Origin of the sequence: Flintibacter muris (assembly GCF_943192995.1) — a bacterium.
Taxonomy (GTDB): Bacteria; Bacillota; Clostridia; order Oscillospirales; family Oscillospiraceae; genus Lawsonibacter; species Lawsonibacter muris.
The window spans coordinates 1-26,711 of sequence record NZ_CALPCP010000045.1 but is presented as its reverse complement, the minus strand read 5'-3'; the positions used below and the strand labels follow the sequence as shown (position 1 = coordinate 26,711).

Annotated in this window: 27 protein-coding genes and 1 pseudogene; 10 read left to right on the top strand and 18 right to left on the bottom strand. The window is 53.4% G+C overall.

All coding sequences use genetic code 11. The annotated features are described in order from the left end of the window. Positions 1–78: 78 nt before the first annotated feature. The 9 genes from NFS22_RS20200 (at position 79) to NFS22_RS20160 (ending at position 8,919) form a co-directional block, all read left to right on the top strand. The gene (locus NFS22_RS20200; RefSeq protein WP_277614930.1) at positions 79–561 is read left to right on the top strand and encodes a response regulator transcription factor; all 483 of its coding nucleotides are present in this window, start codon (positions 79–81) and stop codon (positions 559–561) included. Between the two features lie 18 nt (positions 562–579). Continuing rightward, positions 580–1,263 carry a response regulator transcription factor gene (locus NFS22_RS20195; protein ID WP_251319510.1) on the top strand — a complete coding sequence of 228 codons (684 nt, stop codon included), beginning with the start codon at positions 580–582 and terminating at the stop codon, positions 1,261–1,263. Further along, positions 1,260–2,294, top strand: coding sequence for a sensor histidine kinase (locus NFS22_RS20190; protein WP_251319509.1), 1,035 nt, complete (start codon positions 1,260–1,262; stop codon positions 2,292–2,294). Before NFS22_RS20195 ends, NFS22_RS20190 begins: the two co-directional genes overlap by 4 nt. 14 nt (positions 2,295–2,308) lie before the next feature. After that, complete coding sequence (locus NFS22_RS20185; protein ID WP_251319508.1) at positions 2,309–2,818, top strand: GNAT family N-acetyltransferase; 510 nt, start codon at positions 2,309–2,311, stop codon at positions 2,816–2,818. A gap of 74 nt (positions 2,819–2,892) precedes the next feature. Beyond that, positions 2,893–3,597 carry a hypothetical protein gene (locus tag NFS22_RS20180; protein ID WP_251319507.1) on the top strand — a complete coding sequence of 235 codons (705 nt, stop codon included), beginning with the start codon at positions 2,893–2,895 and terminating at the stop codon, positions 3,595–3,597. Positions 3,598–3,721: 124 nt separating this feature from the next. Further along, positions 3,722–4,504 carry an SMI1/KNR4 family protein gene (locus NFS22_RS20175; protein WP_251319506.1) on the top strand — a complete coding sequence of 261 codons (783 nt, stop codon included), beginning with the start codon at positions 3,722–3,724 and terminating at the stop codon, positions 4,502–4,504. 267 nt (positions 4,505–4,771) lie between these two features. Next, complete coding sequence (locus NFS22_RS20170; protein WP_251319505.1) at positions 4,772–5,437, top strand: ABC transporter ATP-binding protein; 666 nt, start codon at positions 4,772–4,774, stop codon at positions 5,435–5,437. A 13-nt stretch (positions 5,438–5,450) separates the two neighbouring features. Further along, positions 5,451–8,018 carry an ABC transporter permease gene (locus NFS22_RS20165; RefSeq protein WP_251319504.1) on the top strand — a complete coding sequence of 856 codons (2,568 nt, stop codon included), beginning with the start codon at positions 5,451–5,453 and terminating at the stop codon, positions 8,016–8,018. Between the two features lie 55 nt (positions 8,019–8,073). Beyond that, on the top strand, positions 8,074–8,919 hold the full coding sequence (locus NFS22_RS20160; RefSeq protein WP_251319503.1) for a hypothetical protein: 846 nt from the start codon (positions 8,074–8,076) through the stop codon (positions 8,917–8,919). A 532-nt stretch (positions 8,920–9,451) separates the two neighbouring features. On the opposite strand, the gene NFS22_RS20155 is transcribed toward NFS22_RS20160, so the two are convergent. The 3 genes from NFS22_RS20155 to NFS22_RS24275 form a co-directional block, all read right to left on the bottom strand. Continuing rightward, positions 9,452–10,957 carry a recombinase family protein gene (locus NFS22_RS20155; protein ID WP_251319502.1) on the bottom strand — a complete coding sequence of 502 codons (1,506 nt, stop codon included), beginning with the start codon at positions 10,955–10,957 and terminating at the stop codon, positions 9,452–9,454. A 91-nt stretch (positions 10,958–11,048) separates the two neighbouring features. Continuing rightward, entirely contained in the window at positions 11,049–11,237 is a 189-nt protein-coding gene (locus NFS22_RS20150) for a hypothetical protein (RefSeq protein WP_160237996.1), read from the bottom strand. A gap of 58 nt (positions 11,238–11,295) precedes the next feature. Further along, complete coding sequence (locus NFS22_RS24275; protein ID WP_478293258.1) at positions 11,296–11,589, bottom strand: hypothetical protein; 294 nt, start codon at positions 11,587–11,589, stop codon at positions 11,296–11,298. Positions 11,590–11,925: 336 nt separating this feature from the next. Between NFS22_RS24275 and NFS22_RS20140 the strand changes: the two genes are divergently transcribed. After that, the gene (locus tag NFS22_RS20140; RefSeq protein WP_251319501.1) at positions 11,926–12,072 is read left to right on the top strand and encodes a hypothetical protein; all 147 of its coding nucleotides are present in this window, start codon (positions 11,926–11,928) and stop codon (positions 12,070–12,072) included. A gap of 90 nt (positions 12,073–12,162) precedes the next feature. Here the strand turns inward: NFS22_RS20140 and NFS22_RS20135 are convergent, their stop codons facing one another. The 15 genes and pseudogenes from NFS22_RS20135 to NFS22_RS20070 all read right to left on the bottom strand — a co-directional run bounded on the left by NFS22_RS20135 (position 12,163) and on the right by NFS22_RS20070 (position 26,524). Continuing rightward, the gene (locus NFS22_RS20135; protein WP_251319500.1) at positions 12,163–13,353 is read right to left on the bottom strand and encodes a S1C family serine protease; all 1,191 of its coding nucleotides are present in this window, start codon (positions 13,351–13,353) and stop codon (positions 12,163–12,165) included. 18 nt (positions 13,354–13,371) lie between these two features. After that, positions 13,372–13,806 carry a chemotaxis protein CheW gene (locus NFS22_RS24160; protein WP_420908895.1) on the bottom strand — a complete coding sequence of 145 codons (435 nt, stop codon included), beginning with the start codon at positions 13,804–13,806 and terminating at the stop codon, positions 13,372–13,374. After that, positions 13,799–14,425 (bottom strand): cytidylate kinase-like family protein, encoded by a 627-nt coding sequence (locus NFS22_RS20130; RefSeq protein WP_251319499.1) that lies wholly within the window; start codon positions 14,423–14,425, stop codon positions 13,799–13,801. Before NFS22_RS20130 ends, NFS22_RS24160 begins: the two co-directional genes overlap by 8 nt. Further along, positions 14,422–15,801: an MATE family efflux transporter gene (locus tag NFS22_RS20125; protein WP_251319498.1), complete on the bottom strand. Its 1,380-nt coding sequence runs from the start codon at positions 15,799–15,801 to the stop codon at positions 14,422–14,424. The genes NFS22_RS20130 and NFS22_RS20125 overlap by 4 nt, the downstream gene beginning before the upstream one ends. Positions 15,802–15,831: 30 nt before the next feature. Further along, positions 15,832–17,709 (bottom strand): ABC transporter ATP-binding protein, encoded by a 1,878-nt coding sequence (locus NFS22_RS20120; RefSeq protein ID WP_338148046.1) that lies wholly within the window; start codon positions 17,707–17,709, stop codon positions 15,832–15,834. After that, complete coding sequence (locus NFS22_RS20115; protein ID WP_251319497.1) at positions 17,702–19,441, bottom strand: ABC transporter ATP-binding protein; 1,740 nt, start codon at positions 19,439–19,441, stop codon at positions 17,702–17,704. Before NFS22_RS20115 ends, NFS22_RS20120 begins: the two co-directional genes overlap by 8 nt. Positions 19,442–19,456: 15 nt before the next feature. Continuing rightward, complete coding sequence (locus NFS22_RS20110) at positions 19,457–19,954, bottom strand: flavodoxin family protein (RefSeq protein WP_251319496.1); 498 nt, start codon at positions 19,952–19,954, stop codon at positions 19,457–19,459. After that, on the bottom strand, positions 19,955–20,314 hold the full coding sequence (locus tag NFS22_RS20105) for a MarR family winged helix-turn-helix transcriptional regulator (protein WP_277614929.1): 360 nt from the start codon (positions 20,312–20,314) through the stop codon (positions 19,955–19,957). Continuing rightward, positions 20,311–20,712 carry a hypothetical protein gene (locus NFS22_RS20100; protein WP_251319494.1) on the bottom strand — a complete coding sequence of 134 codons (402 nt, stop codon included), beginning with the start codon at positions 20,710–20,712 and terminating at the stop codon, positions 20,311–20,313. Before NFS22_RS20100 ends, NFS22_RS20105 begins: the two co-directional genes overlap by 4 nt. Further along, positions 20,702–20,995 carry a DUF4314 domain-containing protein gene (locus tag NFS22_RS20095; protein WP_251319493.1) on the bottom strand — a complete coding sequence of 98 codons (294 nt, stop codon included), beginning with the start codon at positions 20,993–20,995 and terminating at the stop codon, positions 20,702–20,704. Before NFS22_RS20095 ends, NFS22_RS20100 begins: the two co-directional genes overlap by 11 nt. A gap of 2 nt (positions 20,996–20,997) precedes the next feature. After that, positions 20,998–21,909: a ParB N-terminal domain-containing protein gene (locus tag NFS22_RS20090; protein WP_251319492.1), complete on the bottom strand. Its 912-nt coding sequence runs from the start codon at positions 21,907–21,909 to the stop codon at positions 20,998–21,000. A gap of 32 nt (positions 21,910–21,941) precedes the next feature. Beyond that, positions 21,942–22,298, bottom strand: a complete 357-nt coding sequence (locus NFS22_RS20085) for a single-stranded DNA-binding protein (RefSeq protein ID WP_251319491.1) — start codon at positions 22,296–22,298, stop codon at positions 21,942–21,944. A gap of 68 nt (positions 22,299–22,366) precedes the next feature. Further along, positions 22,367–25,964, bottom strand: a pseudogene (locus NFS22_RS20080) (SpaA isopeptide-forming pilin-related protein); the annotation flags it as partial. Positions 25,965–25,993: 29 nt separating this feature from the next. Next, the gene (locus NFS22_RS20075; protein ID WP_016317155.1) at positions 25,994–26,140 is read right to left on the bottom strand and encodes a hypothetical protein; all 147 of its coding nucleotides are present in this window, start codon (positions 26,138–26,140) and stop codon (positions 25,994–25,996) included. Positions 26,141–26,155: 15 nt separating this feature from the next. Beyond that, the gene (locus NFS22_RS20070; protein ID WP_251319490.1) at positions 26,156–26,524 is read right to left on the bottom strand and encodes a type II toxin-antitoxin system PemK/MazF family toxin; all 369 of its coding nucleotides are present in this window, start codon (positions 26,522–26,524) and stop codon (positions 26,156–26,158) included. Positions 26,525–26,711: the final 187 nt, after the last annotated feature.

Genomic DNA, 26,711 nt, shown 5'->3' with positions numbered 1-26,711 from the left:
ATTTCCATTCTTGACTGAGTCGTTGCTTTTCATACTTGCAGTTTTTGTCGTTTACACAGATTTTTCGGCGGTCTCGTCATTGAGGACGATCCTGTTATCCAGGCAGAACTTATCACGCTTTTAGAGGGAAACAGTTACGAGGCTTCTGCGGCTACGGACTTTTCTTCCGTTATCAAAACAGTCAAGGATGTCCAGCCCCATTTGATTCTGCTGGACATTAAACTGCCGCAAACTAATGGCTTTACCCTCTGTTCACAGATACGCAGTTTCTCCAATGTGCCAATCATCTTTGTGACAAGCTGCACCACAGACATGGATGAGCTGAACAGCATCATGCTGGGCGGTGATGCCTTCATCACAAAGCCCTATAATACGGCAATCCTGCTGGCAAAAATCGCATTCCTGCTAAAGCGGGCCTATCCAGCGGTAATCCAATCCGACCTTTCCTATCAGGGGGCAGTTCTTCACTTGGACAGCGGCAAATTGGAATATGCGGGCCAACAGGTTGATTTGACAAAGAATGAACTGAAAATTCTGTGTTATCTTTCATGTGTCCTATAAAGGAAAGGAAGTGAAGCCATGAGGCTTTTAGTCGTTGAGGATGACCGGCTTTTGAACAATACCCTCTGCTACAATCTTTCGGCGGCGGGCTACACCGTGGACGCTGCTATGTCAAAATCAGCGGCGGTCAATTTCTGCGAAGAACAAGACTATGAGCTGATCGTGCTGGATGTCAATTTGCCTGATGGAAACGGGTTTGACTTCTGTATGGAAATCAAAGAGCGCCGTCCAGATACCGCCGTGATTTTTCTGACGGCAAACGATATGGAGAGCGATATGCTGAAAGGCTTTGAGCTGGGAGCAGACGATTATGTGACGAAGCCGTTTCCAATCAGTGTATTCCGAAAAAAGGTTTCGGCCTTGCTGGGCCGCATCGAGAAGCAGACAGGCGGCGATTGCTACACAGACGGCACATTATCCATCAATTTTTCGGAATTGACCGCCACCCTCGCAGGGGAGCCGGTTATCTTCACACCGATGGAATACCGCTTGCTAAAGGTGCTGGTGAGAAATCCGCAAATCGTTCTGACCCGGCAGGTACTTCTTGAAAAGCTGTGGGACGCAGACGAAAATTTTGTGGATGAACACGCGCTGACCGTCGCAATCAGCCGCATCCGGGGGAAAATTGAAATAGACGGCCTGCAATATATCAAGACCGTCTACGGTATGGGCTATATGTGGATTGGGGGAATAAAAAAGTGACAGGGGACAAACTTTCCATCAACCGCGCCTGTGCAATAGTGGCAGCTTTTTTAGCTTTGCTCTCCATTATGACCGTTACTGCGGCTTTTCTCTTTACCAGAAATCCGGCAATCGTGTGGCTGGGCCTGCTGTTTATCCTGCTGGTGTTCATCTGTGTAGTCCTTTTCGTGGCCTTTCTGCGCCGGAAGCTGGTATTATTTTCGGACAGGCTGTGCGAAACAATGGATAATATGCTGGACGGGGCATCGGCTCCGCCGCAGGTCTACGAGGAAGAAAATCTGTTTTATAAAATCAACCACCGGCTTGTTCGCCTATATGAAGTTATGCGGGAGAACCGGGAGAGTGTAGCAATAGAGCGGGCCGACTTGCAGGAATTGATCTCCGACATTTCCCATCAGGTAAAAACGCCCATTGCAAATCTCCAGATGGTAAACACCACTTTGCTTGAACAGCCTGTGACTGAAGAAAAGCGTCAGGAATTTTTGCAGGCATCCAGCAGTCAGCTTGAAAAACTGGACTTTCTTATGCGGGCCATGATAAAGACCTCCCGGCTGGAAACCGGCGTGATCTCGCTGGACAGAAAGATGCAGCCGATTTACGACACTTTAGCGGCGGCGCTGGGCGGTATTCTGCTGAACGCTGAAAAGAAAAACATCCATGTCAACGTAGATTGTCCATCCGATATACTGCTGGCCCATGATAAGAAATGGACAAGCGAGGCCCTGTTTAACATTTTGGATAATGCTGTGAAGTACACGCCAATGGGCGGCACTATTCAGGTGTCCGTCCAAAGCTGGGAGCTGTATGTGAAAGTTGACATTACAGACAGCGGCAAGGGCATAGCGGAGAGCAGGCAGGGGATGATCTTCAAACGATTCTATCGTGAGGAAGAAGTACACGATGTTGAGGGCATCGGCATAGGATTGTACCTTGCCCGCGAGATCGTCACTATGCAGGGCGGCTATATCAAGGTGACTTCGGCGGTGGGCAGTGGTTCCACTTTTTCTGTGTTTTTGCCTTGTGGATCATAAGGGGGCCTTTGAGCATGATTGAAACAGAAAGCCTTATTTTAGATAAAGCAAAGTTTTCGGATTGGGCGGAAATGTACTACAATGTTTGGTCACAGCCGGAAAGCGCGAGATATATGGAGTGGACGATCACTACAAGCGAAGAAGCCGCTAAAATAAGGATCGCGAAAACCATCGCGTTTCAGAAGGAGCACGACACCTATTTGGTTTATAATAAAACAAGCGGTAAGGCGATTGGGTTTGCGGGCGTAGAGAAAATCGCGCCTTACATATATCAGGAAGCTGGAATATGTTTGGGGCCGAACTATGTGGGGAAAGGGTTTGGTAAACAAATTCTTCAAGGTCTGATTCAATATTGCAGGGAGCAATTTGGCGCAAAAGAGTTTATCTATTCAGTGAGGGATGAAAACATAGCTTCTAACCGATTAGCAAAGTCATTCGGCTTTTCATTGATTTCTTCAGCAGCTAAAACAGACAGCAATGATGGCCACCAATATAATCTTTTGCGATATAGTTTGAAACTATAAATTTGTGTGGACATTTTGCTTCAAAAACCTTACTTGCTTTCAAGTACGGCCACTATAAAAAGGGGGATACCTAAATGTCAGAATTACACAACATTCCACTCATTTACAAAGCAGGCGCGTACAGCCTCGCCGGTTTCAGCAGGGACATTGACGATGACGACGCAATTTCCTTTGACTATGACGCGCAATATCAAATGCTCACCTATGACATTCCTGTCGGGGAGGACTGGCGTGGGATGACGCTGTATAACGTGTCGGAGGACGACCTCATCCGGACGCTCCGCGCCGTCTATGGCAAAGATGGAGCCCTCCAGAACATCACCGCCATATTGGGCGGCCATGATACGCTCTTGTACATCCGCTATGAAAACAAGGAGCACGCCAGACAGGAGATTCGGAGCTTTGCTGTTCGGAACGCGGATGCCATTATTGAACAGATCCGGCAATGTACGGATGTTGTGGCAAGGCTTTTCATCGAGTATTATTGCGACTCCGATAACATGGATTACCATGCCGTGATTGGCACAGCGGATCAGGTGGAAGCGGTAAGGCGGAAATACCGTAACGAGGACTCCTGCGACTGTGCCGGCAACTATCCGTCTGAAAACATCGAAGGCGATAACAGGATGCTGATTACAATGGTGCGCTGTGCTCCAGGTCATCCAGGCGAGAATTTCCGATATGCAGAGGAGATCATGTCAAAATATATTGAGGAACACGCATTGTCAGCGATAAACAGGACGGTGGATTTCAAGTATATCTGCGCGGAATATGATTAAGAAAAACTGCGGCTTGTGACATTTCTGTGAGAATTGGCTGTTATGATAGCGGAAGCACAGGCAATTTTGAATTTGTATAGAGGCGCTGTCATTCAACAATATGAATAATTTGAAGGAAGGGACTATGATGAGCGAGAAACGGTATCAGATTTCCCCCATCGAACTGGTTCAGTGGGCGGAACCGCTGTTCGGCTTTGGAGTGGGGAAAGCAACAGGATTTTCCGAGAAGACGATCGCCTCCTATGAGGCGGCGGCAGGGATACGCCTCCCCGCCGCCCTGCGGGACTATTATCGCGCCTGCGGCAAGGCCAGTCTGAACTGCGCCCTGCATGAGATATTCGTTCCTGACAAAAAGGCCAACCCCTTCAAGAAGCGCCTGACCTTCTCTTACGATCATATTGACGAGGACCTGGAGATATTCAGCCAGCCGGGAGAAGAGGACTATCCGGAGCTGGCGAAGATACGCGCCCTGCCCCGGGAGCGGTGGGGCGAGGTCACAGACAACTATCTGCTGTTCTGGTGCGAAAATCAGGGCTGCTGGTACGCGGGCATCGAAGCGGAGGATCTGACTCAGCCTGACCCGCCGGTGTACTACAACGACCAGGACGATATGTACAGCTGGGCGCCATTTTCTAATTCTGTCCAGTCCTTCCTCCTGGACATCATGCTTCAAAATCTGGAGGAAGGGAACTACCCGGATGAGTTTGAAGACCCAGTCGAAATACAAAAGGTTCTGTCCGAGGGTAGCGTAGACTTTCAGCGGCTGTGTGAGGCATATCCTTTCCCCGGCGGGCGTTTCTGCCACACCTGCCTGGACACGGAGACCAACACCCTGTATGTCTATGGCGAGGAGGCGGAGGGCCGTCCCGCCTATTTGAAGGTATTCAAGCCGGACGAGGAAGAATAGACGGCTTCCAGTTTGTAGATTTTTGTAGATTAAGGTAGAAAACAGCATGGAACGGATGAAACCGGGGGCAAGATTTTATAACTCCTGCCCCACATTTTCAAAAGCAGAATAGCTTCGGCAAAACCTCTGAGGCCACCATATATATGAAAAGGTTTTGGGAATGTCACAAACTTGTGACAGTTCAGGGGTAAAAAGCCGGCGGCCCGTGACATTTCTGTGAGAATTGGCTGTTATGATAGCGGCATCACAGAAAGGATGGTGCAACCCATGAGCATTTTGCAAACAACTGACCTCAAAAAATACTACGGCACAGAGCTGCACATCACAAAGGCGCTGGACGGCGTGACCCTCTCCATTGAGCAGGGGGAATTTGTCGCCATTGTGGGGACCTCCGGCAGCGGCAAGTCCACTCTGCTGAACATGATGGGCGGTCTGGACGTGCCCACCTCCGGCAGCGTTCAGATCAAGGGCAAGGAGCTGTCCGAGCTGAACGATGAGCAGCTTACCATCTTCCGCAGGCGCAACATCGGCTTTATCTTCCAGAACTACAACCTTGTCCCTGTCCTGAATGTCTATGAAAACATTGTCCTGCCCGTGGAGCTGGACGGCGATATGGTGGACAAAAAATTCATGGATGAGGTGGTGCGCCTGCTGGCCCTGGGGGACAAGCTGAGCAATATGCCCAACAACCTGTCCGGCGGACAGCAGCAGCGCGTCGCTATCGCCCGCGCCCTCGTTTCCAAGCCCGCCATCGTTCTGGCGGATGAACCCACCGGCAATCTGGACAGCCGGACAAGCAGCGATGTGCTGGGCCTTTTGAAAGCGACCAGCAGCAAATTCCATCAGACGCTGGTAATGATAACCCATAACAACGAGATAGCCCAGCTTGCCGACCGTATTATCCGTATTGAGGACGGCAGGATTTTTGAGTAAGGGGGCGCTGACGATGAATGACATTTTATTCGGCAACAACAACGGCGCGGTAATCAAAAAGCTGTCAGGCCGCTACTTTAAGGCCAGCAAAAGCAGGAACATCATTGCGATTATCGCAATCGTTCTGACGACTATACTCTTTACCACGATCTTCACCCTTGGGTCTGGCCTGATGGACACCGTTCACGATCAGAATATCCGCAAGGCTGGTGGTGATGGGCAGGCGGTCTTAAATTATATCAGCGATGAAGTTTACAACGATATAGCGGGAAGTCCCCTGATTGACCGTATCGCCTATACAAAAGCGGTATCCTACCGGCTGAAAAATCCGGGTTTGGAGCGTTGGCGGTCTGACCTGTGGTATATGGATGATACCGCTCTGGAATTTGCCCGCTACACGCCCACAACAGGCCACCGGCCCGAAGCGGAAAATGAGATCATCGCGGACACAAAGACATTGGACGCTCTTGGTGTACCGGCGCAAATCGGTGAAACCGTTTCTCTGACCTATGAAGTAAAAGGAAAGTCATATACCACCGATTTTACCCTCTGCGGCTTTTGGGAAACAGACAGTTTGAGCAACATCGGGCGGCTGATCGTATCGAAAGCCTTTGTGGATACTCATTCGGATATTTTGACCTATACCTATCCAATGGACAATGATTATTCTGGCATTGTCAGCGCCTATGTGATGTTCAGAGGGACAGGCGATATAGAGGCCCAGCTCCATCAACTGCTTTCCGAAACCGGCTATACCTGCGACACGATGGGCGGCAGCAAGGAGGACAGCAATTATGTGATCGCCCGTGTCAGTCCGGCCTATCAGAGCGGCGCATTAACGGACAATCCCGCTATGCTGATTTCAGGCATTGTCGGCGTCGCATTGATTATTGTAACAGGGTATTTGATTATCTACAACATCTTCCAGATTTCCGTCATTCAGGATATTCAGTCCTATGGACAACTGAAAACGCTGGGGACAACAAAGCGGCAGATCAAGCGGCTTATCAACCGGCAGGCGCTCTGGCTGTCCCTGGTTGGTATTCCCATCGGCCTGCTGGTGGGCTTCTTCATTGGCCGGGCCTTGGTGCCTTTCCTGATGAACGGAACGAGTTATAGCACAGACGCCGGTATTAAGGTAACGGTAAACCCTCTGATTTTCATTGGTTCCGCCGCTTTTGCCCTTTTTACTGTCTTTGTCAGCGTCCGCAAGCCCGCTAAGATCGCCGGTACGGTTTCGGCAATCGAGGCCATCCGCTACACGGAAAATGATACGGCAGCGTTTGGAAAGCGCAGGGCCAAGGACAAAAACTCGACCCACAGCGCGAAGCTCCACTTTATGGCGCTGGCAAACCTGGGCCGCAACCGCAAACGTACTGTGCTGGTGATCGTGTCCATGACATTGAGTTTGGTGCTGTTCAACACGATATTCACCCTGTCCAGCGGCTTTGATATTGACAAGTATATCGCTAAATTTTTAGATACGGACTTCGTGATCTCTACCGCAAGCTATTTCCAGTTCCAATTTGAAAAAAGCGAAAGCGACCTTTCGGAGAGCTTTATTGAAGCTGTCAAACAAAATGATAGTTTTGAGGACGGCGGCAGGCTCTATACCTCCCGTATGCTGGAAGAACCGTTTTCCACGGAACACAATGCCTTTTCCAGCTATAACAAAGACCAGAATGGAAATCCCCTTGTAGCCCTGTATGGCGCGGACGATTTTCTGTTAAACGGCATGGAGGCCGTAGAGGGAAGTATTGACCTGGAAAAGCTGAAAACGGGACAGTATATTCTTTTGAGCGTGGATTGCAACGATGATGGAACGGTCATAGAGAACCCCAATATCAGCGTGGGCGATACAGTACGGATCAACCATCTGAAAGCAGAGGAACTTTCCACCACCATCACTGATAGCTATGATTTTATCATCATGGCAAAAGTCCGGGTCAACGAGAACACGGCCACCACCCGTAACACAGGCGAAGCCCGGTTCTATCTCCCGACAGGAATCTTCCTGCCGCTGTGTGATAACCCCCATCTGGTCAGCTTCCTCTTTGATGTGAAGGAGGAAACGGAAGCAGAAATGGCAGAGTTTTTGAACAGCTATATCGACAGTGTGGAGCCAAGTATGGACTTTGAATCCAAGGCGACCTATACCAACTCCTTTGACAACCTCACCTCCCTTATCATCACTATCGGCGGGGCATTGAGTATCATCATCGGAATTATCGGCGTCGCAAACTTTGTCAACTCCGTCCTGACAAGCGTTATCACCCGCAAAAAGGAATTTGCCATGTTGCAAAGTATCGGCATGACCGGGAAGCAGTTAAAGCGTATGCTTTCTTTTGAGGGACTGTATTATGCTGTGGGAACGATTATCACATCGGTTGTCCTTGGAGTGTTGTTTTCTGTGGTAGTCGTGCGGGGGATTTCCAGCGGGATTTGGTTCTTTACCTATCAATTTGTCATGTGGCCCATGCTGGTGATCTATCCGTTCCTCATCTTTCTGACTGTGGCGATACCGGCGCTACTGTACCGCCAAATTGCCAAGACCAGCATTATTGAGCGGTTGCGGCAGTGATGAAAACAGGTTTCCCTGGAAATTGAACCATTCAACAAACAAGGAGCGATGTAAAATGAAGAAAATATTGAGATGGGCGGCGTTATTGGCTGTGCTGCTGATACTTGCGAGTTGTGCTGGGAAGGAACCGGCAGAGCCTAAGTGGGAAGAACCCCTTTACCGCACAGTGGTTTATAACAGCGGAGAAGATGAGAGCGATGCAAAATATTTGGAAATCGCACAGCGCAGCCAGAAACTATTGTCTTTGCTGGAGGAAAAAACAGGTGCGTTTGTCATGGACGCATACAATTATCAGACGATGGATGATGAGGGTACGCCCCTATATACTATGAATACGCCAGAAGTCCCAATCGAAATCGCTCCCGCTGGAATGTCTATACAGGTGAGCCGGGAATATTTCAAGTGGAATCCTATTGAAACAGAAGATGGTTTGGAATTGGAAAAACAGCTTGTACTGGATGATTTGACACTGAATCTGTTAGTGCCGAACCAGTACCGTGATATGGAACAGGAGATATTGGCTGCCTGGAGGAAATACTTTTATTTTGAAAAAGTGGAAGCCGAGAATAATTACAATGAAATGGCCGGTAAAGAAGAACGGCTGGACATCACAGAAGATCAACTGACTGTAAATATAATATTTGTAAAGGACGGACAGCGGTACTTTACTTATCGGAGTGACTGTGCATCTGCTGACGGAAGCTGGATCACCGATCCTCTGGTACAGATTTATACAGGGAATATTCACTGCAACTATGCTCACAGCTTTCTGACGCAGTGGACCTATATTCCTTCGGAAGCAGGTTCGCCAGAAAAGGCTTACGAAGAAATTGCTCCCTATATTTTGGAATGTGAAGCTCAAGAGAGTTTGAAGGAAGTGCGTCCTCTGCGGAATCAGTAAGATGAATTATCAATTAAAAAGGAGCGATGCTCAAATGATCTGAACCCCAATCTTGAAAGCCTGCTGCTACAAATGGACGCCGGCGAGAGCAAATCCATACGTTTCCCGATTACCATGATCGACCAGCAGTTTACAACGGAGCGATGGAACAGGATTGACAAACGGAAGTTCTGTATCGTGCTGGAATATTACCTGGAAAAACTTCAATTTGCATGTCCCGTTCGCTGAATTCCTTTTTCGTCCTTAGTATGGGGGATAGCAACTTGAGATTAGATACAAAGCAACGCATAAAACGAAAGTAATGCAGAATTGATATATTTTTCCAATCCTGCTAATATGTGCCATATATTAGGCAGGTGGTAAAGATGGGGAATTAACCGTATTTGATATATCAAAATCGGGAAAACAGATTGGTGAAAAATTGTTTGCTCTCCTGAGCTTAAAACAAAAACAGGAACTAATTCAATATGTCCTGGAAAACATCGCTTGACAATGGTAAACACACCATTGAATAAAGCACTGGGGTAAGAAATCAGATTTTCCACTCAAACGACACACGGTCAGCCGTGGCGTGGACCTGGGAGAGAATGATGTCGGCCACCTGCCGCCGGTCGTCAAAGTCGATGTTGTCCCAATTCCCCAGGTGGGAGGACAGGTATTCAATCTTTTGCGGGGAGACGCTTTCAGCGTTCAGTGCGGCAATCTCCTTTATCAGCCCTTGACGGCGGGCGTCCAGCTCCTCAATCTTCCCGTTGGCGTAGGACATCAAAACCGCGCTGGCCCCGGTCAGGGTGTTCAGCAGCTTTTCAATCTCGTCCTCCACCTGGGCCAGCTCCACGTTTAAGGCGGTCAATTTGGGATTGACCGTCTCCGCCTGGGCGGTCAGGGTTTGGAACTCGGACAGCTTTTGCACCATAGCCTCATAGACGAACTGTTCAAACTCCGGCGTCCGAAGCGTCCCGCAGCCCTCGCAGCTCATGTTGTCCGCCCGCTTGGTACAGCGGAGATATTGGGTCCCCGCCCGGTTGCCTACGCTTTTCAGCGCCCGCCCACAGTGGCCACATTTCATCTTTCCAGCCAGCCAGGTATTTTTCGGCTTGCGCCCACCCTGGAACGTGATATTCGCCATCAGTTTTTTCCTGCACCGCAGCCAGGTATTGGCGGGAACAATGCCCTCGCTGGGGGCCAGCACAAGGATTTGATTTTTCAAGTCCTTGTTTTTTCGTTCCTGCACATCCCGGCCCTGGTAGAGATAGCAGCCGTTGGTCCCGGCGAAGTCCGCCGCCTCGTTCACCACCACGGCCCCCTGCCCCTTGAAGAACTCGTACAGCTCCAGGTCCGCCTGGGCGTAAATGGGGTTGCGGAGCATTTGAGAAATGAAGCCCCGGCGCAGCTCCTTGTCATACACCAGGATGCCCTCCTGGGCGAAGTACCGGGCAATATCCCCGAATGACGTGGATGGCTCGGCGTACATCTCAAACATCAACCGGGCGATATTTGCCGTGTCGGGGTCCGGGATCATCATTTTCGTGCGTATACCCTGGATGGTGGTGGGCTCCAGCTTGAAGCCGTAGGGGGCCGCGCCGCTCATGTGGAAGCCCCTTTGACACCGGGAGTAGTAGGCGTCCGTCACCCGCTTTTGGATCGTCTCGCGCTCCAACTGGGCGAACACGATGCAGATATTCAGCATGGCCCGGCCCATGGGCGTGGAGGTATCAAACTTTTCCGTAGAGGAAACGAACTCCACATTGTATTGCTGAAACAATTCCATCATGGTTGCGAAGTCCAGAATAGAACGGCTGATACGGTCCAGCTTGTAAACTACCACCCGGCGGATCAGGCCCCGCTTGATGTCGGCCATTAACTCCTGGAAGCGGGGGCGGTCCGTGTTCCTACCGGAAAATCCCTTGTCCTTGTAGTCCTTGAAATTCCCTCCCCGCAGTTCGTACTTGCAGAACTCGATCTGGCTTTCAATGCTGATACTGTCTTTACGGTCCACAGACTGTCTCGCGTAGATAGCGTCAATACGATTTTCCATTGTCGGCTCCTTTCCGTATCGGAATGGAGCTGTCAACCTTTACAAGTATATTATACCAAAGACAGCCCCAAATCACAAGGATGTCACCCGGTCAGCGCATTTCCGCGCGGCCCGGAGCGTACTTGCGGAACACGGAATAAAGCCCCGTCTCGATCTCCCGCTTGCGCTTGTCCCGTACCTTGGGGGCAAGAATGGGGGTCAGGTTTTCAACGGTAATCGTCCGGCCCTGGAAAGAGGCCGTTTTCACTTCCTTGTGGTAGCTGGTCCTCGTTTGTGCCATAATCTGCCCTCCTATGCATGGCGGTTGCCCTCAATGCGAAAATATAGCGATAATCCGGTTAAGCATGAGCAAGACCGACATTGCCAGGGCCGAAGGCGTGGACGATAAGGTGGTGCGCCTGGCAATCGAGAGGGGGCTCCGGAACATGGAAAAATTTTTGAAAAATAATCTCTAAGGTGTACCGAAAAAGCCTTGAAAATGAAATGGTATATGAAAGGCGCAGGCGCTCTGGGACAAACTGGCCCGAAGCGCAGACAAGCCTTTCCCGCAGATTGAAAACTGAATAAAAAGATACCCGGATACGAAGGGTGGATGTGCCAGGCGACAGGCCCGCCGAGACTTCCGTTTCCATTGTGGTTTTCACTTTGGGGGCGGGAATAGCGATAAAGCCCATGCCGCAGGCGGGGCCGTGGCTGGCCCCGCCGGATAAGGCACGCCCCCGGATACTTGCGTTCAGTCACAGTCCGAGCGTTGAAGCGGCCTTGCAAGCCGTGAGCCGTCGCAGGCAATGAGGGCGCCTTGCCATAAGAATGGGGAGAGTTGAAACACTATGGGGTGGACAAGCCTACACCCGTCTGGGGAATCTGTTTTACAAAAATCAATCAGGGAGCCGCCCGCTCTCACTGTCTTGTGACAGGCCGACTAAAACGGAGCGGCTCCCTGAACTTTTATGAAAGGAAGTGCAGGTATGGCAAAATCTTTGCAGGAAATCCAGGACATGCTGACAGACAGATGGAGCAACAACGCCTGCCGTGGATATGTCATCAAGGCAATGCCTATGCTGTTTTTTTGGATTGCATCTTGGATAAGAGAAAAAAGTCCAGGTTATCCGTAATAATCAAAATTTCATTATCCTGCATAGTGATCCTCCTTGGAAAATGAAAAGTGCTGACACATATATGAGATAGCCACCTTGCGATTCACTTTATTCTCCTTGTGCCAGAGAAACTTCCACTTCCACCAGCCGCCCATCCCGATCCACAGTCAAACCAACACTGTCACCTGGTTCATATTCCGCAAGCTGTGCGGAAAGCTCCGCCGTGGTGTGTACCATATAGCCATTGATGCTGATAAGACGGTCATTGGCCTCCAGCTTCCCGTCAGAAGCACCGCCCTTCTGGACGGACTGCACATAAACGCCAGGCTCACGATTGTTCATGTGTGCAGCAGCCGGGGCAATTTCTACAACTGCAATTTCCAGTACAGCACCCTTTCCATCAGTTGCTGTATTAGGCGGAGTATAGCTACCTGTGTTAATCAATGAAACTGCAATTTCCCGGGCCGTATTGACAGGAATAGCAAATCCCAGGCCCTCCTGATTCTCCCCGGAGCTTTTGGCGTTGACAATGCCGATCAATTCTCCCTGTGCATTGAACAGCCCGCCGCCGGAGTTCCCAGGGCTGACCGCCGCATTCGTTTGGAGGACATCCAAAGAGACTGTGCGGTTATTGATGCCCAAGCCATAGGGAGTGGCACTGTTTTCTATGGAAATTGAAATTGTCCGCGATGTGGCGCTGACGATACCGTCCGTAATGCTTCCGCCGAGTGTTCCGCCGGGGTTGCCCACGGCGTATACAGTCTCCGCCAGTTGAATGTTATCACTGTCCCCCAGCACCGCCGCTTGCAGTCCTTCGGCCTCGATTTTCAGCACAGCAATGTCCCCATCTTCGTAGCTTCCTACCACGGAGGCTGCAAATTCTGCGCCGTCAAAGGTAGTAACGCTTATTGAATTGGCCCCGGAAACCACATGGGCGCAGGTCAGAATATATCCATCCTCGCTGATGATTACACCGCTGCCCGCTCCACTGGAAATCTGCGGGCCGAACCAAAAGTGATTTACCGTCATTTTTTCTGTAGTGATGGACACCACCGTTGGGCTGATGGCCTTTGCCACTTCTACTGCCGGAGTTACGCTGCCCTCTGCATCGGACATGGAAACTTTCTGGATGACAACCTTTTCTTCTGTCCGCAAATTTGCCAGATAGGAGCCGAGATAGCCGCAGGCCAGCGCAATCACAGCAGCCAGCAACAAAGTCCAAAGCGTTATGTGGGATTTTTTCACGGGAGACGGAACGGTATTTTCGCTATGTACATTGAAATCGTCCACTATATTCATCCTTTCCTGATAGTGCGTTCAGCAAATCGACAGCAAGCGGGGGACATCCAGCCCAAGAACCAGCTCATCCCGGTTATCACATGAATACACACACTGGATAAACTGCCTGGACAATGGGCCAGGTCTTTGATACGAACAGAGCGTTTCAACGCCTAAGACAGCTTCGACTAAAAAGCCGAGCCTGGTGTTTTCAATTATGAGCAGGCATTGGCTGGATGACTCGCTGCTTGTTGTGCGCTCAAAACCAAGCAGGCACCCCAAATCGACTATGCTGATATTTTTCCCATGTAACGGATACATTCCGATTATGTGATCGGGAGAACGCGCTACTGTGGTCGGCCTTCTCACCAGAGGTTCTACCCATGTAATACATTGAATGGGAATGGAATAAAGATCACCGTCTTTGCAGATGCGAAAAAGCACACTGCGCTGGCGTTCCCCTTCCTCATACATGGTCCGTTCCCATATCGACTGATGCAAGAATCAATTCCACACAGCGCTCAATCCCCAGCTTGCTGCTGTTCAGACAGAGGTCATAATTTGCCGCCATCCCCCACGCCTGATCGGTGATATGCCTATAGTAGCTGGAACGCTTCCTGTCCCGTTCCTTCACATGACTTCTGGCAGCGTCAACAGCAACCCCATGCTCCGCGATGACACGGTTGGCCCGGTCAGGCAGTGCGCCGGTGATAAAGACGTGGAAGCAGTCCTCCCGTCCTTGCAGGATGTAGTCGGCGCACCGCCCCACGATGACGCAGGACTCCTTCTCCGCCAGTTCCTTGATCAGCTCGGTCTGATAGGCGTTGATCTGATCGGGCAGGGCCATATTCCCCCTCTGATTGGCGTTATAGGCCGAGTAGCCCCGCGATGAAACGCTGGTGAACAGGCTGCTGGCGGAGGAGTATTCCCCCTCCCAACCCACCGTCTCGGCGGACAGCCCACTGCGCTCCGCCACGATCTGCACCAGCTTCTTGTCGTAGAAGGGAATGCCCAACCGTTCCGCCACGGTTTTCCCGATGGTATGGCCCCCGCTGCCGCACTGACGGCCTATGGTAATCACGCACTTTTTCATTTTTCCGCCACCTCTTTATTGAAAATCTTTTTCCAGAAAGCGCCTAAAGTTATCAAAGAGATCACGCCGGACAGTCCATCGCCAACAGGCCCGGCCCACAGGATACCCTCCACTCCCCACAGGTATCCAAAGAGCAGCATAGCGGGAATCAGGAAAATGATCTGCCGGGACAGGGAGAGCAGCGCGGCGGGGACAGGCTTTCCGATGGCCTGGAAGAAGATGCCGGTCACAGCCCCCACGCCGATCATGAAGCAGGCCAGCAGATACACCCGGAAGCACTTCACCGCAAACTCCATGTACAGGTCCGACTCCTGCCCAAACAGGTTGATGATATACTCCGGACAGAATTGGAAGATGAAGAAGGCCGCCACCAAAATCAAGGTGCAGCTCGTCAGGGCCAGCTTGTAGGTTTTCTTCACCCGATCGTACTGGCCGCTGCCGTAGTTGAAACCGAAAATAGGCTGGATGCCGGTGGCAATACCCAGGGCGATGCCGGTGATCAGTTGGCTGACCTTCATGGTGATGCCCAGCGCCACCTGGGGAATGTCGGCGCCGTACTTTGACAGAGCGCCGTACTTTGCCAGAGAGTTATTCATCACCGCGATCACAAAGACAGCCGCCGCCTGAGAGATAAAGCTGGATGTGCCAAGGGTCAAAACCCGTTTGATGACGCTCCATTTCGGGATCATGTGCTGCTTTTTTATCTCAATGGTCTTAAAGCGCAGCATACACGCAACAAAGTAGACGGCGTTTAGAATCTGGCCGATGATGGTGGCCCAGGCCGCGCCCTTGACCCCCCAATGGCACACAAAAATGAAGATGGGGTCCAGAATGATGTTGGTGATACAGCCGATCAACAGGCCAACCATGCTCACCTTCGGACGGCCATCCGCCCGGATGATGCTGCCGAACGCTCCGTCGATCATAGCGAAGGGGAAGCCCAGCACAATGATGCTCCCGTATTCCAGCGCATAGGGCAGATTTCCCTCCGTGGCCCCGAACAGATGGCAGAGCGGTTCCAGAAACAGCTCAAAGAGAATCAGCAGAAATACACTGACGCTAACTGTCAGGGTAACGGCATTGCCAACACCGTAAGCCGCCGCCTGTGAGCGGCCCTTTCCCAGATTCAGACTCATGTAAGACGCCGTTCCGTCACCGATCATCATGCCCAGGGCCAGCAGAATCGAAGTGAGGGGCAGGATGATATTGGTGGCGGCGTTGCCCAGGTAGCCAACGCCCTGCCCAATGAAAATCTGGTCCACCATGTTGTAGAGCGAGTTGACTACAATGGAAATAATGCTGGGAATGGCGTAGCGGATCATCAATTTCCCAACCCGCTCGGTTCCCAGCGGGTTGGCAGCAACTTGTTCGTTCATTTCAAATTCCTCCTAACGAATATGAATCGTTCAGGCAATGGCATTGCCTGTGTAAAGCTGGTAATACCGGCCCTTTTCCTCAATCAACTGGTCATGGGTTCCCCGCTCGATGATCCGGCCCTGCTCCAGAACCATGATACAGTCGGAGTTCCGAACCGTGGAGAGCCGGTGGGCGATGACAAAGGTAGTGCGGCCCTTCATCAGCCGGTCCATGCCCTCCTGCACCAATTGCTCTGTACGGGTGTCGATGGAGGACGTGGCCTCGTCCAGAATCAGGACGGGCGGGTCGGCAACGGCGGCGCGGGCGATGGCGAGGAGCTGCCGCTGGCCCTGGCTCAGATTGGCCCCATCGCCGGTGAGGACAGTCTGATAGCCGTCCGGAAGCCGCCGGATAAAGCTGTCGGCGTTGGCCAGCTTCGCGGCGGCAACGCACTCCTCATCGGTGGCCTCCAGCCGCCCATAGCGGATATTCTCCATCACCGTGCCGGTGAACAGGTGAGTGTCCTGCAAGACGATGCCCAGGGAGCGGCGAAGGTCGGCTTTCCGAATTTTGTTGATGTTGATGCCGTCATAGCGAATCTTGCCGTCCTGGATATCGTAAAAGCGGTTAATCAGATTGGTAATAGTAGTCTTTCCTGCGCCGGTGCTGCCCACAAAGGCGATTTTCTGTCCGGGCGTGGCAAAAAGTTTGATGTTGTGCAGGACGATTTTTTCATCGTTGTAGCCAAAGTCCACATCGTCAAAGACAATATCGCCCTCCAGCTTTTTGTAGGTGACTGTGCCGTCCGCCTGATGGGGATGTCTCCAGGCCCACAGACCTGTCCGCCGGGGTGTTTCCGTCAGAGTGCCGTCCGGATGCTGCTCCACATTGACCAGCTCCACATAGCCGTTGTCCGCCTCCGGCTGTTCATCCAATAGTTTAAAAATGCGCTCCGCTCCGGCCAGGGCCATGATGATGCTGTTGAACTGCTGGCTGACTTGGGTGACGGGCTGGGTGAAGTTTCGGTTCAAGTTCAGGTAGGAAACCAGTGTGCCAAGTGTCAAACTCCCCATGCCGTTCAGGGCCAGGACCGCTCCCAGCACAGCGCACAGTACATAGCTGATATTCCCCAGGTTCCCGTTGACCGGCATCAGAATATTGGCGATTTTATTTGCATTTTTGGTACTCTCACGAAGCTCCTGGTTGATGGCCCGGAATTGCTCGATATTCTCGTTTTCGTGGCAGAACACCTTGACGACCTTCTGCCCCTCCATCATCTCCTCGATGTAGGCGTTGACCTTGCCCAAGCTGCTCTGCTGCTTGATGAAATATGTCCCGGCCATGCCGCCCAGCTTGGACGCCGCCGCCAGCATAACGGCCACCATGCACAGGGTCAGGATGGTTAGCGGGATATTCAGGCACACCATGCTGATAAAGGTGAGCACAATGGTGACTGTGGAGTTGACCAACTGTGGGACGCTCTGGCCGATGAGCTGCCGGAGGGTGTCCACATCGTTGGTGTAGACCGACATGATGTCCCCGTGGGGCGTGGTGTCAAAATATTTGATGGGCAGAGACTCCATTTTGGAGAAAAGCTCTATCCTGATTTTTTTCAGCGTCCCCTGGCTGATGACTGCCATGAGCCGGTTATATCCATAGGAGCAGAGCAGGCCAATCAGATACACCAGGGCCAGCGAGAGCAGCGCATGGGCCAGCGGGCCGAAATCCGGCGACTCTATACCAATCATGGGCTTGATGTATACATCCACCAGATCCCGCATGAACAGGGTCCCCCGGAGGGTGGCCAGGGCCGCTCCCAGAATCAACACCACCACAAGGCCAAACTGCACTTTGTACTCCCGGAGCATGATGCCCAGCACACGCTTCAGCAGGGGCATCAGATTCTTCTTGTTCGCTTGCTTACGCATGGTCAAAATCACCTCCGCCTTTCCTCTGGGCCTCGTAAATTTCCTGATAAATGCTGTTGGTTTTCAGCAGGTTTTCGTGAGTGTCAAAGCCGCTGACCCTGCCGTTGTCCAGCACCAGGATGCGGTCCGCGTCCTGCACGCTGGAAATGCGCTGGGCAATGATGATCTTGGTGGTTCCAGGGATCACCGCTTGCAGGGCCTCCCGGATTTTGGCGTCCGTGGCCGTATCCACGGCGCTGGTGGAATCGTCCAGAATCAAGACCTTGGGATGCTTTAGCAAGGCCCTGGCAATACAGAGCCGCTGCTTCTGACCGCCAGAGAAGTTGGCCCCGCCACGTTCCACCCAGGCGTCATAGCCCTTGGGCAGATGCTCGATGAACTCGTCCGCACAGGCCAGACAGCAGGCTTCCCGGTATTCTTCCGTGTTGCCTATCTTTTTGCCCCAGCGCAGGTTGTCTAACATGGTCCCGGAGAACAACACATTCTTTTGCAGGACCACCGCCACCTGATTGCGGAGCGTCTCCAGGTCGTAGCCTCGGACATCCTCGCCGCCCACCTTGACAGAGCCGGAGGTCACATCGTACAGACGGCTGATGAGGCTGACCAGGCTGGATTTGCCGCAGCCGGTACCGCCGATGATGCCGATGGTCTCTCCAGCGCGGATGTGCAGGTCGATGTCGTTCAGCGTGTTTTCGCCGCTCCCCTGGCGGTAGGAGAAGGTCACATGGTCAAAATCAATGTTGCCGTCCCTCACACGGTCCAGCGGTTTGGAGGGGGCGGTAATGTCCGCTTTCTCCTCCAGCACCTCCGCGATCCGCTTTCCGCTGGCTGCGCTCATGGTCATCATCACGAAGATCATGGACAGCATCATCAGCGAGGAGAACGCGGTCATCACATAGGTAAACAGGGAGGTCAAATTGCCGGTGGTCATGCTTCCGGCCACGATGAAGTGCGCTCCAAACCAGGAGATCGCAATAATGCAGCCGTAGACAATAAACATCATCACCGGCAGGTTCAGCGCCTGGAGCTTCTCCGCGCTGACAAACAGCTCGTAGAGCTTTGCTGCCGCTTTCCCGAATTTCTCGTTTTCGTAGTCCTCCCGGACAAAGGCCTTCACCACACGGATGGCCGAAATATTCTCCTGAACGCTGGCGTTCAGGTCGTCATACCGATGGAACACATGGTTGAAAATTTTCATGGCCTTGCTCATGATCAGGGCCACCGCAGCCGCCAGTACCACAATAGCGGCCAGGAAGATCATACTCAGCCTGGCGTTGATGAGCAGGCACATCACCATGCTGCAAATCAGCATCAGCGGCGCTCTCAGGGCGATACGAAGGCACATTTGAAACGCCATCTGCAGATTGGTGACGTCCGTGGTCATGCGGGTGACGAGGCCCGCCGTGCTGAATTTGTCAATGTTGGAGAAGGAGAAGGTCTGGATGTTTTCAAACATACTCTGGCGCAGGTTGCAGGCAAAACCGGCAGAAGCGGAAGCCGCAAATCGTCCGGCCAGGATGCCGAATACCAACCCGAAAAAGGCCAGCACGATCATCAGCGCACCGTAAAGGTAGACGTTCCGCAGATTCCCGGCCTCAATGCCTTTGTCGATGAGGCTGGCAATCACAAAGGGGACCAGCAGCTCCGCCACCACCTCCAGCACCGTGAAAATCGGGGTGATGATAGTGTCTCGCTTGTATTCTCTGATTTGCTTCAAGAGTGTTTTTACCAAGAACAGCGCCCCCTCTCAAATCCCGCTCTCCTGAATGAAGCGGCGCAGTTCCCGGAGGTCGTCTGTATCGGGGTGATTCATCGAATGCTGGAACGCCTCCAGCATGACCTTGGCCCGCTGGTTCTCCGGGTTTTCGTCCAGGGCGGTCTGTACGGTGTCCATCACGCTGGCCGGAATCTGGCCCGGACAGAAAAACATCCCGCGATAGTCACATTCATCTGGTATGAAGGGGAGAAGGTTGTGCTCGTTGCTGTCCTTGCTCTCGTGAAGCGCCATGCCGCAGGTGACACAGCAGAGGATGGTTTTCCCTTCCAGGTTTTCCAACACATCCATGATCTTCATCGGGATCGCGGCCTGCGTGATTTCAAAGACAAGCAGGTATACGTCCGCATCGTCCGAAATCTCCTGCTTGTTCAAGTCCACAAGCTCCGCGCCAGCCAGGATGGTCTGAATCTCATCCGCCAGCACCCCGGCGTTTCCATAAACATTTAAGTACGCAATCTGATAGTCCACTTACACTGGCCTCCTTGGAGTTTTTTGTTGTATATTGTCAAGGATCGTCCGCAGAGCGCTTTCGATCCCTTCCAAGCGGTATTCGGGTATTTCCTGCACAAGGCAGTCGTTTAGATTTTCGATGTAGTCTTTTACGATACCCTCGGCTGCATGGGCCTTGGACGTCAGAACGATATGCTTTTTGCGGTTATCGTCCTTGTCCATTTTCATTTTGACATACCCGTTTTTCCGCAGCTCTTTCAGCGTTCTGGAAATAGACGACCGGGTAAAGCCCACTTTTTCACACAGCTCTGTGGAGCAGACGCAGGAGGAATCCATTGAAAAAATTTCATTCAGCAGGAACGCCTGTGCGAAGGTCATCTCATTTGCCGGACGTTGGCATGATCATATTCCGGGCCGTCCAAACCATACCGCAACGTGAAGAGCGACCACTTCTTTCGATGGCGGGGATCGTCCAAGGTGACGTCGATGCTCTTGAGGTGGTTTTCTTCCAAAAGGGGGATAAAACCCACCGCGTCGTACAGCTTGTTAAATCGGGAGGAACAGTTCGAGCACAAGACATAATAGTTGTCGAGGATATATGGATCGGTGATGCCCATGACCAGCTTGGCCAGCTTCTTCAAGCGGCCGGGCAGTGAATCGGTGCGGCAAGCCCAGGTGTACCAGCCCGCATCCATCTGCACAGAGCAGTTCGGCTTGTCAAAGGCCCCGGCCTTGAATTGCTCCTGCCACTGACGGACAGAAATTCTATCTGACATTATCGTTCCGCCTCTTTTTTTGTCCCTTTATGAGACCTGGCTGATCGTGCTGTTGGGCCTGGTCTGGCGGCAGGACAGTAAAGCTGTCCACTCCCAGCACCAGGCTCAGGCTGCGGCCATTGTCCCAATTTACTACAACGTTTCCAAAATCATCAATACAGCAAAGCGTCCCCATGGTTCCAGGTTCAATGGGATCCGGGTCATCTACCATCCTATTGAGTTTAATACGGGAGCCGATAGGGTACTGTTCCCGCATAAAGTTAAGCCTTTCACGATCAATCATGTTCATACCTCCACTTCTGCGCCGTCTGTCTCCACAGGCAGCATGTTTTTCAGAATGCCGGCGATGGTGGAAAACACCTCCGCCAGCTCATAGGCTTCTTTGATGCTGTCCTGAATCTCATCGGGCCGCATCCGGGTGCCCTCTACCCAGAAGCGGACATTCTCCTCCGTAGGTGTGAGCAGGACGGCCCGCTCAAAGGCTTTGCAGAACAGCGCGGCCACCTTGCCGCGACGGTCGGCCTCAGCGTCCAGGGCCTGGACTTCCTTTTTCGCTTTCACCAGCTCCACCGCCTCGGCGGCGGCCTCGTCACGCTCCTCCTCCGGGAGGTCCCGCACCTGCCGGGTGATGTTGTAGCCCTGGTTGATGGACAGGTCGCCGCTGTCCAGGGCTTCCTTCACGGCGGGAGGGGCATACTCGTCGATTTGCATGACCTTGCCCATGGTGCGCTCCCCCAGACCGACAGCGTCCGCCAGCTCCTTGCGGGTATCTACCGGCTCAGAACCTTTCGGCAATGTTGCCGAAAGGTCTGTGCGGGTCCCCATGTTTTCTCTAGCTCTGGCCTCAATGTCGGGCTTCAGCTTGAGTGCGATCTTGCCCAGCTCCCACTTGTCCAGGTTGCGCCGGCCCTTCTGGGTATCCAGCGCCCACTGCTTGGCCTCCAGCATGTCCTCGAAGGAAAACACCGCCATTTTGTAGGAAATCCCATGCTTTTCGCACAGCATCTGCCGGTTGTGGCCGTCTACAATGACCATGTCCTCGTTGACAATGATGGGGGAGTAACAGCCGTTTTTCAGCAGGTCGGACTCCAGGGCGGCCAGCTGCTCCTCCGTCAGCGGGGGGAGCAGCCCGGCCAGCTCAGGCAGCACCACCGGGGTGCGGTCGGCGCTGCTGTACTCAATGCCAGTATTCCTCATCAGGCTGCGTCATCGTCGGCGTCGTCCTCATCCTACTCACAGCCGGGGAGGGCCTCGGCCTCCTCGTCCGCCCGCCTGGGGGAGAGGAACTCCACATCGCTGGCCTTGATGAGGAAACCGGGCTGGCGGCTGGGGTCCTCGGAAAAGACAATAGTCTCTAAATTGCCGACGGCGGCCAGCTTACAGCCGGTATGGGCGAAGGCCGCACAGCGCTCGGCCAGCCCGTCATAGACCTTGATGGAGATGAAGTCGGTGATCTTATTGCCCGCCTGGTCCCGGTAGCGGCGGTCCGAGGCGATGCGCAGGACGGCGCAGGGCCTGCCGGTGGCCTGATCTACCTTCAGCTTCACTTCTCGGGTCAGGTTCCCGATTGCGGTAATTTTCAGCATAATCTTTCTCCTTTTAGAGTGATATATAAGGTAGGGAGTCCGTCAACAGGCGGACTCCCTGGAGGAAATCAATACCCCGTGCGGGGCAGGGTGGGGATCACGGGCTTGCCGTAGACTTTGGTCACCCAGCGGGAGATGGCCTGCACCCACTGTCCGCTGTACACACCGCCCACGTCAGCCACGTTCACGAAAGAAGTGGTGGTGATGCCCTTGACGGCGGTGCAGTACAGCATGGGCTTCTCCACCTGGGCGAAGCCGCCGGGGGCCTGCCCGAAGACAAACATCACCTCGGTGACCCGCTCATTGGAGGCCAGCCCCAGGGCGGTGGCGGAGGCGGCCAAGGTGTAGCATTTGCCGGTGGACAGGTTGTCCGCCAGAGTGCGGGGCTCGCCGCCGTTCACCCGGTAGGTGATTTTGTAGGTGCCGGTGACCACGGTGTCCAGCCGCACCTCGGCGGGCAGCACATCGCGCCAATAAAAACTGTCCAGCCGGACATTGGAATTGTTGGCGATATTGGAGAAGGTATAGCGCACCGGCTGTCCTGCCATGATCTCGGCGGGGCCGGTCTTGGTGATGGATACGCCTGTGGTCAGGGCCTTGTTGGTCACCTCGAAGCGGACGATCTGGCCCTCGTGCTCCAGATAGGCGGTCAGCTCCTGGTCATTGACCCCGTAATTGGCCGGGGCCTTTACTTCCCGGATGGTATAGCGCGACAGCGGCAGAGGCTTGGACACCGCCAGGCCCCGGTTGTCGCTGCGGATGGTGTCCACCAGATTGCCGGCTTTATCCCGAATTTCAAAGATGGCACCCTCCAGCAGCGTCCCGGCAGGCAGACCGTTGGTGGGATTGTAGTCGGCGGACTTCTTCGTGATCTGGATCTGGGCGGTGATAGGCGTGTTTTTCCACTCAACGAGGGTCGTCTCTCCAGCTGTGACGCAGACCGTTTTCATCTGTGTGTCCGGGATATAGCCTTTGTTCTCCAGCTCCCGCAGATAGTAGCGACCGGACCTAGTCAGGCCCTCAATGTAAACATATCCGGAATTGTCAGAGGTGTACTGCCCAATGGGGGTATTGGTGCTGTCATAGAGCAGGAAGGTCACCCCCTGGATGCCCTTGCCAGTGACGCTGTTGGTTTTATGGATCAATATCCCGCTGAAAGGCTTGTTCTCCACAGTCAGCGTGGTATTTTTGCCGTTTTTCATAGTGAAATAGTGGCGCGTGGCGTCCAGTTTGAAGCCTTTCGCCGCCTTGATTTCCACCGCATAGTAGTCCCCAGCGTCCAGTTTGAGGGATACCCGGCCATCGCTGCCGGTGGTGATTGTCTCCACCAGAGCATCGTCCGAGGCGCGGCGAATCTCGAAGGTCACGTCGGGGATGTACTTCTCCCTGTTGCCCTCTACCACTTTGATGAGCTCAAAGGTGCCGATGGGGTCATTCTCGAAGGTGAGATCATTGCCGCCGTTGGTCCCGCCTCCGACGGTGCCGGTGTTCCCGCCACTAACGGTCCCGCCGCCAGTCGTACCGCTGGCAACGCTGTTGCTGCCGTTGCGGACAATGATAGTGCGGGGGGGGATCGAGGACGTAATTCGAGGGCACCTTGGATTCAACGACCACGACGGTGGAATTGGGAATGAGGCCAGTGACGGTCACAGTTCCGTCCTTCCCGGTGGTGTAGCGGCCCAGAATGGTTCCATTGCCGTCCTTCAAGGTGAACTCGGTGTTGGGTACGGGCTTGCCAGTGACAGCATCCAGTTTTCGGAGCGTGAGGGAGCACAGAGGTTCATTGAGGAACACCAGCGTCTGGGTATCCATGGGATTGACGGTGACCGTCTGGGTCTGGGTACTCTGGTCGATCACATAGCCGGGGGCCGCTTTGATCTCCTTGGCGACCACTGTTCCGGTAATCCCGCTGATCCTGATTTCGCCTTTATCATCTGTGGTGTAGAGGCCGTTGCTGCTCAGATGACCGTTGTCAGCGTCCACAAAGCCGCCGTTGGCATAGGTCAGCCGGAACTGCGCGCCGGAAATGAGAGCACCGCTCACACTGTCTTTCTTCTGGATGACCAGAGTCCCGGCCCGCTTGTTCCAGAAGGTCAACTGCTGCGCCTCGCCGCCCTTGATGAGAATATCCTGCGGGGTTCCATCCAGCACGAAGCCCTCTGCGGTCTTGATTTCGCGGGCGATCACGGTTGTTCCCGGTTCAATGCCCTCCAGGACGATTTCACCGGCTTTGTCTGTAAAATACACTCCATCGTCCGGGCCGACAGCGGTCCCGGAGCCATCCACTACCTTGAAGCACACGCCGCTCAAAGGTTCGTTCTCAGTGCCCTCAACAAACTTTCGGATAATTAAGGTGGTACCTGGCTGATTGTCAAAAATCAAGCTGTTGGAAATACCGGACTTAACCACAATGCTCTTGGGTGTCTCATCCAAAATATAACCTGTGGGAGCCTTGGTTTCAGATACCATGATGGTGCTGCCAGGTTCCAGGCCGGAGACAACCACAGTACCGTCCGTCCCGGTTTTGTAGATGCCGTTGGTGGGGCCAACCGTGTGGCCTTTGCTGTCCCGAACGATGAACTCAGCGTTGGCCAGAGGCTTCCGGGTCACAGCATCCCGTTTCGTGATGGTCAAGGTGGCCTTGGGGGTATTGGTGATGATGACCGTCTGTGTGTCCCCGTTGGGGCCGATGACCACGTTGGTGCTGGGGCTGTCCATGACGTACCCTGTGGGCGCTTTGGTTTCCGTCAGCACATAAGCGCCGGGAGCCAGATTGGAAATGCGGATCTCACCATTGCTGTCTGTGGTGAACAGCCCATTCTGGGTCAGCGTGGCAGTGCCGATGACACCGTCCAGGCCCACCTCACAGCCCGCCGCCGTGGTCACCCGGAACTCCGCTCCGGGCAGAGGCTGTCCGGTCTGGCTGTCCCGTTTCTGGATAATCAATTTTCCCCGGGGCTGATTTTTGAAGGTCAGCGAAACGGTGCGGCCCTCTTTGATCTGCACTGTCTGACTCTGCGTATCAATGATGAATCCATCCGGGGCCCTGGTCTCGGTGACAATCACGCTCTTGCCGGGCTTCAGGCCCTCAATGCGAATCTCGCCGTTCTCATCTGTCTTAAAAATGCCGTTTCCGTCGCCAATCAGGGTGCCGTCCGCATAGGTCACCTTAAACTCCGCATCCTGGAGGGTAACGCTGGGGTTGACCGAGCAGACCTTGCGGATGAGAAGAATTCCGTCCGGTGCGTTATCGAAGGTGACCGTGACCACATTCTGCTCGCCCTTATCGGAAATATAGACCGTTTCAGATGCATTGATGATGGAGTAGCCATCCGCTGGATCAATTTCTTCCACGATATACGTTCCCACAGTCAGCCCGGTCCAGATGCAGGTGCCGTTTTTCCCGGTGGTTTTCTGGCCGATAACGGTGCCGCCTGTGCCGCTGGTGCCGCCCAGGAAACGCAGCTGGAAGGTACAGCCGGGGAGGGCTTCATGGGTCACGCTGTCATACTTTTCCACCACGATGGCGTTCAGCGGCTCGTTGAAAAATGTCAGCGTCTTGCTCTCGCCGCCGTGGAGAATGACCTTCTGAGTGATAGGTTCCTTCATCTGAAAGCCGGGGGCGGGCTCCACTTCGGTGATGGTGTATTCGCCAGGGTACTCTTTCAAAAGCTATGGAAATAGAGTGGTGAAACTCAACAAAAAATGATGGTTGCGCCTGTCGCCTGAGCAATTCGGGCGGCAATTTTTTTCAGCTCGGCTTCCGTGAAGCCCTGCCCGGCCAGCAGGCAGAGCAGGTTTCGAATGCCGCAGTAATCAATGTTGGCGTTTTTCGCTGGCATGACTGTTTCCTCCCGCTATGTATTTTTCAGTCCCACGCTGATGTTCAGCGCGGCATCCACCTCACGCATCTTGTCCTCACCCACGCTGCCCATGTACTCACCCAGGCGGGACTTGTCCAGCGTCCGAACCTGCTCCAGCAGGACAGTGGAATCCCGGAACAGGCCGCAGGCCGCGCCCTTGAGCCGCACATGGGTGGGCTGGCGCTTGCCCTTGACGTACCCCGTAATGGCGGCAGCGATGACGGTGGGGCTGTGGTGGTTGCCCACGTTGTTCTGGAGGATCAGGACAGGCCGGATGCCTCCCTGCTCCGAGCCGGTGACCGGCGTGAGATCGGCGTAATAGATATCGCCCCGCTGAATGGGACGGGTCCTCTTGAAATCCATAGTCGTTTTCTCCTCTGTTTTGAAAAGACGGGGCCGCTCCTGCGCAGGTTGGCGCAAAGATATTGCTATCCTTTTTGCGGAGAGCGGCCCCGCTTTCTTATCGTTGATCATTTGCTGGCTCTATTCGACACTACTTCCCGAGCCTTGGGCGGCAGTCTGGAACTGTGCTGGCGCACATCACGGGCGT

Coding starts and splice junctions, on each gene's coding strand:
- NFS22_RS20195 (WP_251319510.1), top strand. CDS start 580: ATGAGGCTTTTAGTCGTTGAGGATGACCGGCTTTTGAACAATACCCTC.
- NFS22_RS20185 (WP_251319508.1), top strand. CDS start 2,309: ATGATTGAAACAGAAAGCCTTATTTTAGATAAAGCAAAGTTTTCGGAT.
- NFS22_RS20180 (WP_251319507.1), top strand. CDS start 2,893: ATGTCAGAATTACACAACATTCCACTCATTTACAAAGCAGGCGCGTAC.
- NFS22_RS20175 (WP_251319506.1), top strand. CDS start 3,722: ATGATGAGCGAGAAACGGTATCAGATTTCCCCCATCGAACTGGTTCAG.
- NFS22_RS20170 (WP_251319505.1), top strand. CDS start 4,772: ATGAGCATTTTGCAAACAACTGACCTCAAAAAATACTACGGCACAGAG.
- NFS22_RS20165 (WP_251319504.1), top strand. CDS start 5,451: ATGAATGACATTTTATTCGGCAACAACAACGGCGCGGTAATCAAAAAG.
- NFS22_RS20160 (WP_251319503.1), top strand. CDS start 8,074: ATGAAGAAAATATTGAGATGGGCGGCGTTATTGGCTGTGCTGCTGATA.
- NFS22_RS20155 (WP_251319502.1), bottom strand. CDS start 10,957: ATGGAAAATCGTATTGACGCTATCTACGCGAGACAGTCTGTGGACCGT.
- NFS22_RS20150 (WP_160237996.1), bottom strand. CDS start 11,237: ATGGCACAAACGAGGACCAGCTACCACAAGGAAGTGAAAACGGCCTCT.
- NFS22_RS24275 (WP_478293258.1), bottom strand. CDS start 11,589: ATGGAAACGGAAGTCTCGGCGGGCCTGTCGCCTGGCACATCCACCCTT.
- NFS22_RS20140 (WP_251319501.1), top strand. CDS start 11,926: ATGGCAAAATCTTTGCAGGAAATCCAGGACATGCTGACAGACAGATGG.
- NFS22_RS20135 (WP_251319500.1), bottom strand. CDS start 13,353: ATGAATATAGTGGACGATTTCAATGTACATAGCGAAAATACCGTTCCG.
- NFS22_RS24160 (WP_420908895.1), bottom strand. CDS start 13,806: ATGTATGAGGAAGGGGAACGCCAGCGCAGTGTGCTTTTTCGCATCTGC.
- NFS22_RS20130 (WP_251319499.1), bottom strand. CDS start 14,425: ATGAAAAAGTGCGTGATTACCATAGGCCGTCAGTGCGGCAGCGGGGGC.
- NFS22_RS20125 (WP_251319498.1), bottom strand. CDS start 15,801: ATGAACGAACAAGTTGCTGCCAACCCGCTGGGAACCGAGCGGGTTGGG.
- NFS22_RS20120 (WP_338148046.1), bottom strand. CDS start 17,709: ATGCGTAAGCAAGCGAACAAGAAGAATCTGATGCCCCTGCTGAAGCGT.
- NFS22_RS20105 (WP_277614929.1), bottom strand. CDS start 20,314: ATGACCTTCGCACAGGCGTTCCTGCTGAATGAAATTTTTTCAATGGAT.
- NFS22_RS20100 (WP_251319494.1), bottom strand. CDS start 20,712: ATGTCAGATAGAATTTCTGTCCGTCAGTGGCAGGAGCAATTCAAGGCC.
- NFS22_RS20095 (WP_251319493.1), bottom strand. CDS start 20,995: ATGATTGATCGTGAAAGGCTTAACTTTATGCGGGAACAGTACCCTATC.
- NFS22_RS20090 (WP_251319492.1), bottom strand. CDS start 21,909: ATGAGGAATACTGGCATTGAGTACAGCAGCGCCGACCGCACCCCGGTG.
- NFS22_RS20085 (WP_251319491.1), bottom strand. CDS start 22,298: ATGCTGAAAATTACCGCAATCGGGAACCTGACCCGAGAAGTGAAGCTG.
- NFS22_RS20075 (WP_016317155.1), bottom strand. CDS start 26,140: ATGCCAGCGAAAAACGCCAACATTGATTACTGCGGCATTCGAAACCTG.
- NFS22_RS20070 (WP_251319490.1), bottom strand. CDS start 26,524: ATGGATTTCAAGAGGACCCGTCCCATTCAGCGGGGCGATATCTATTAC.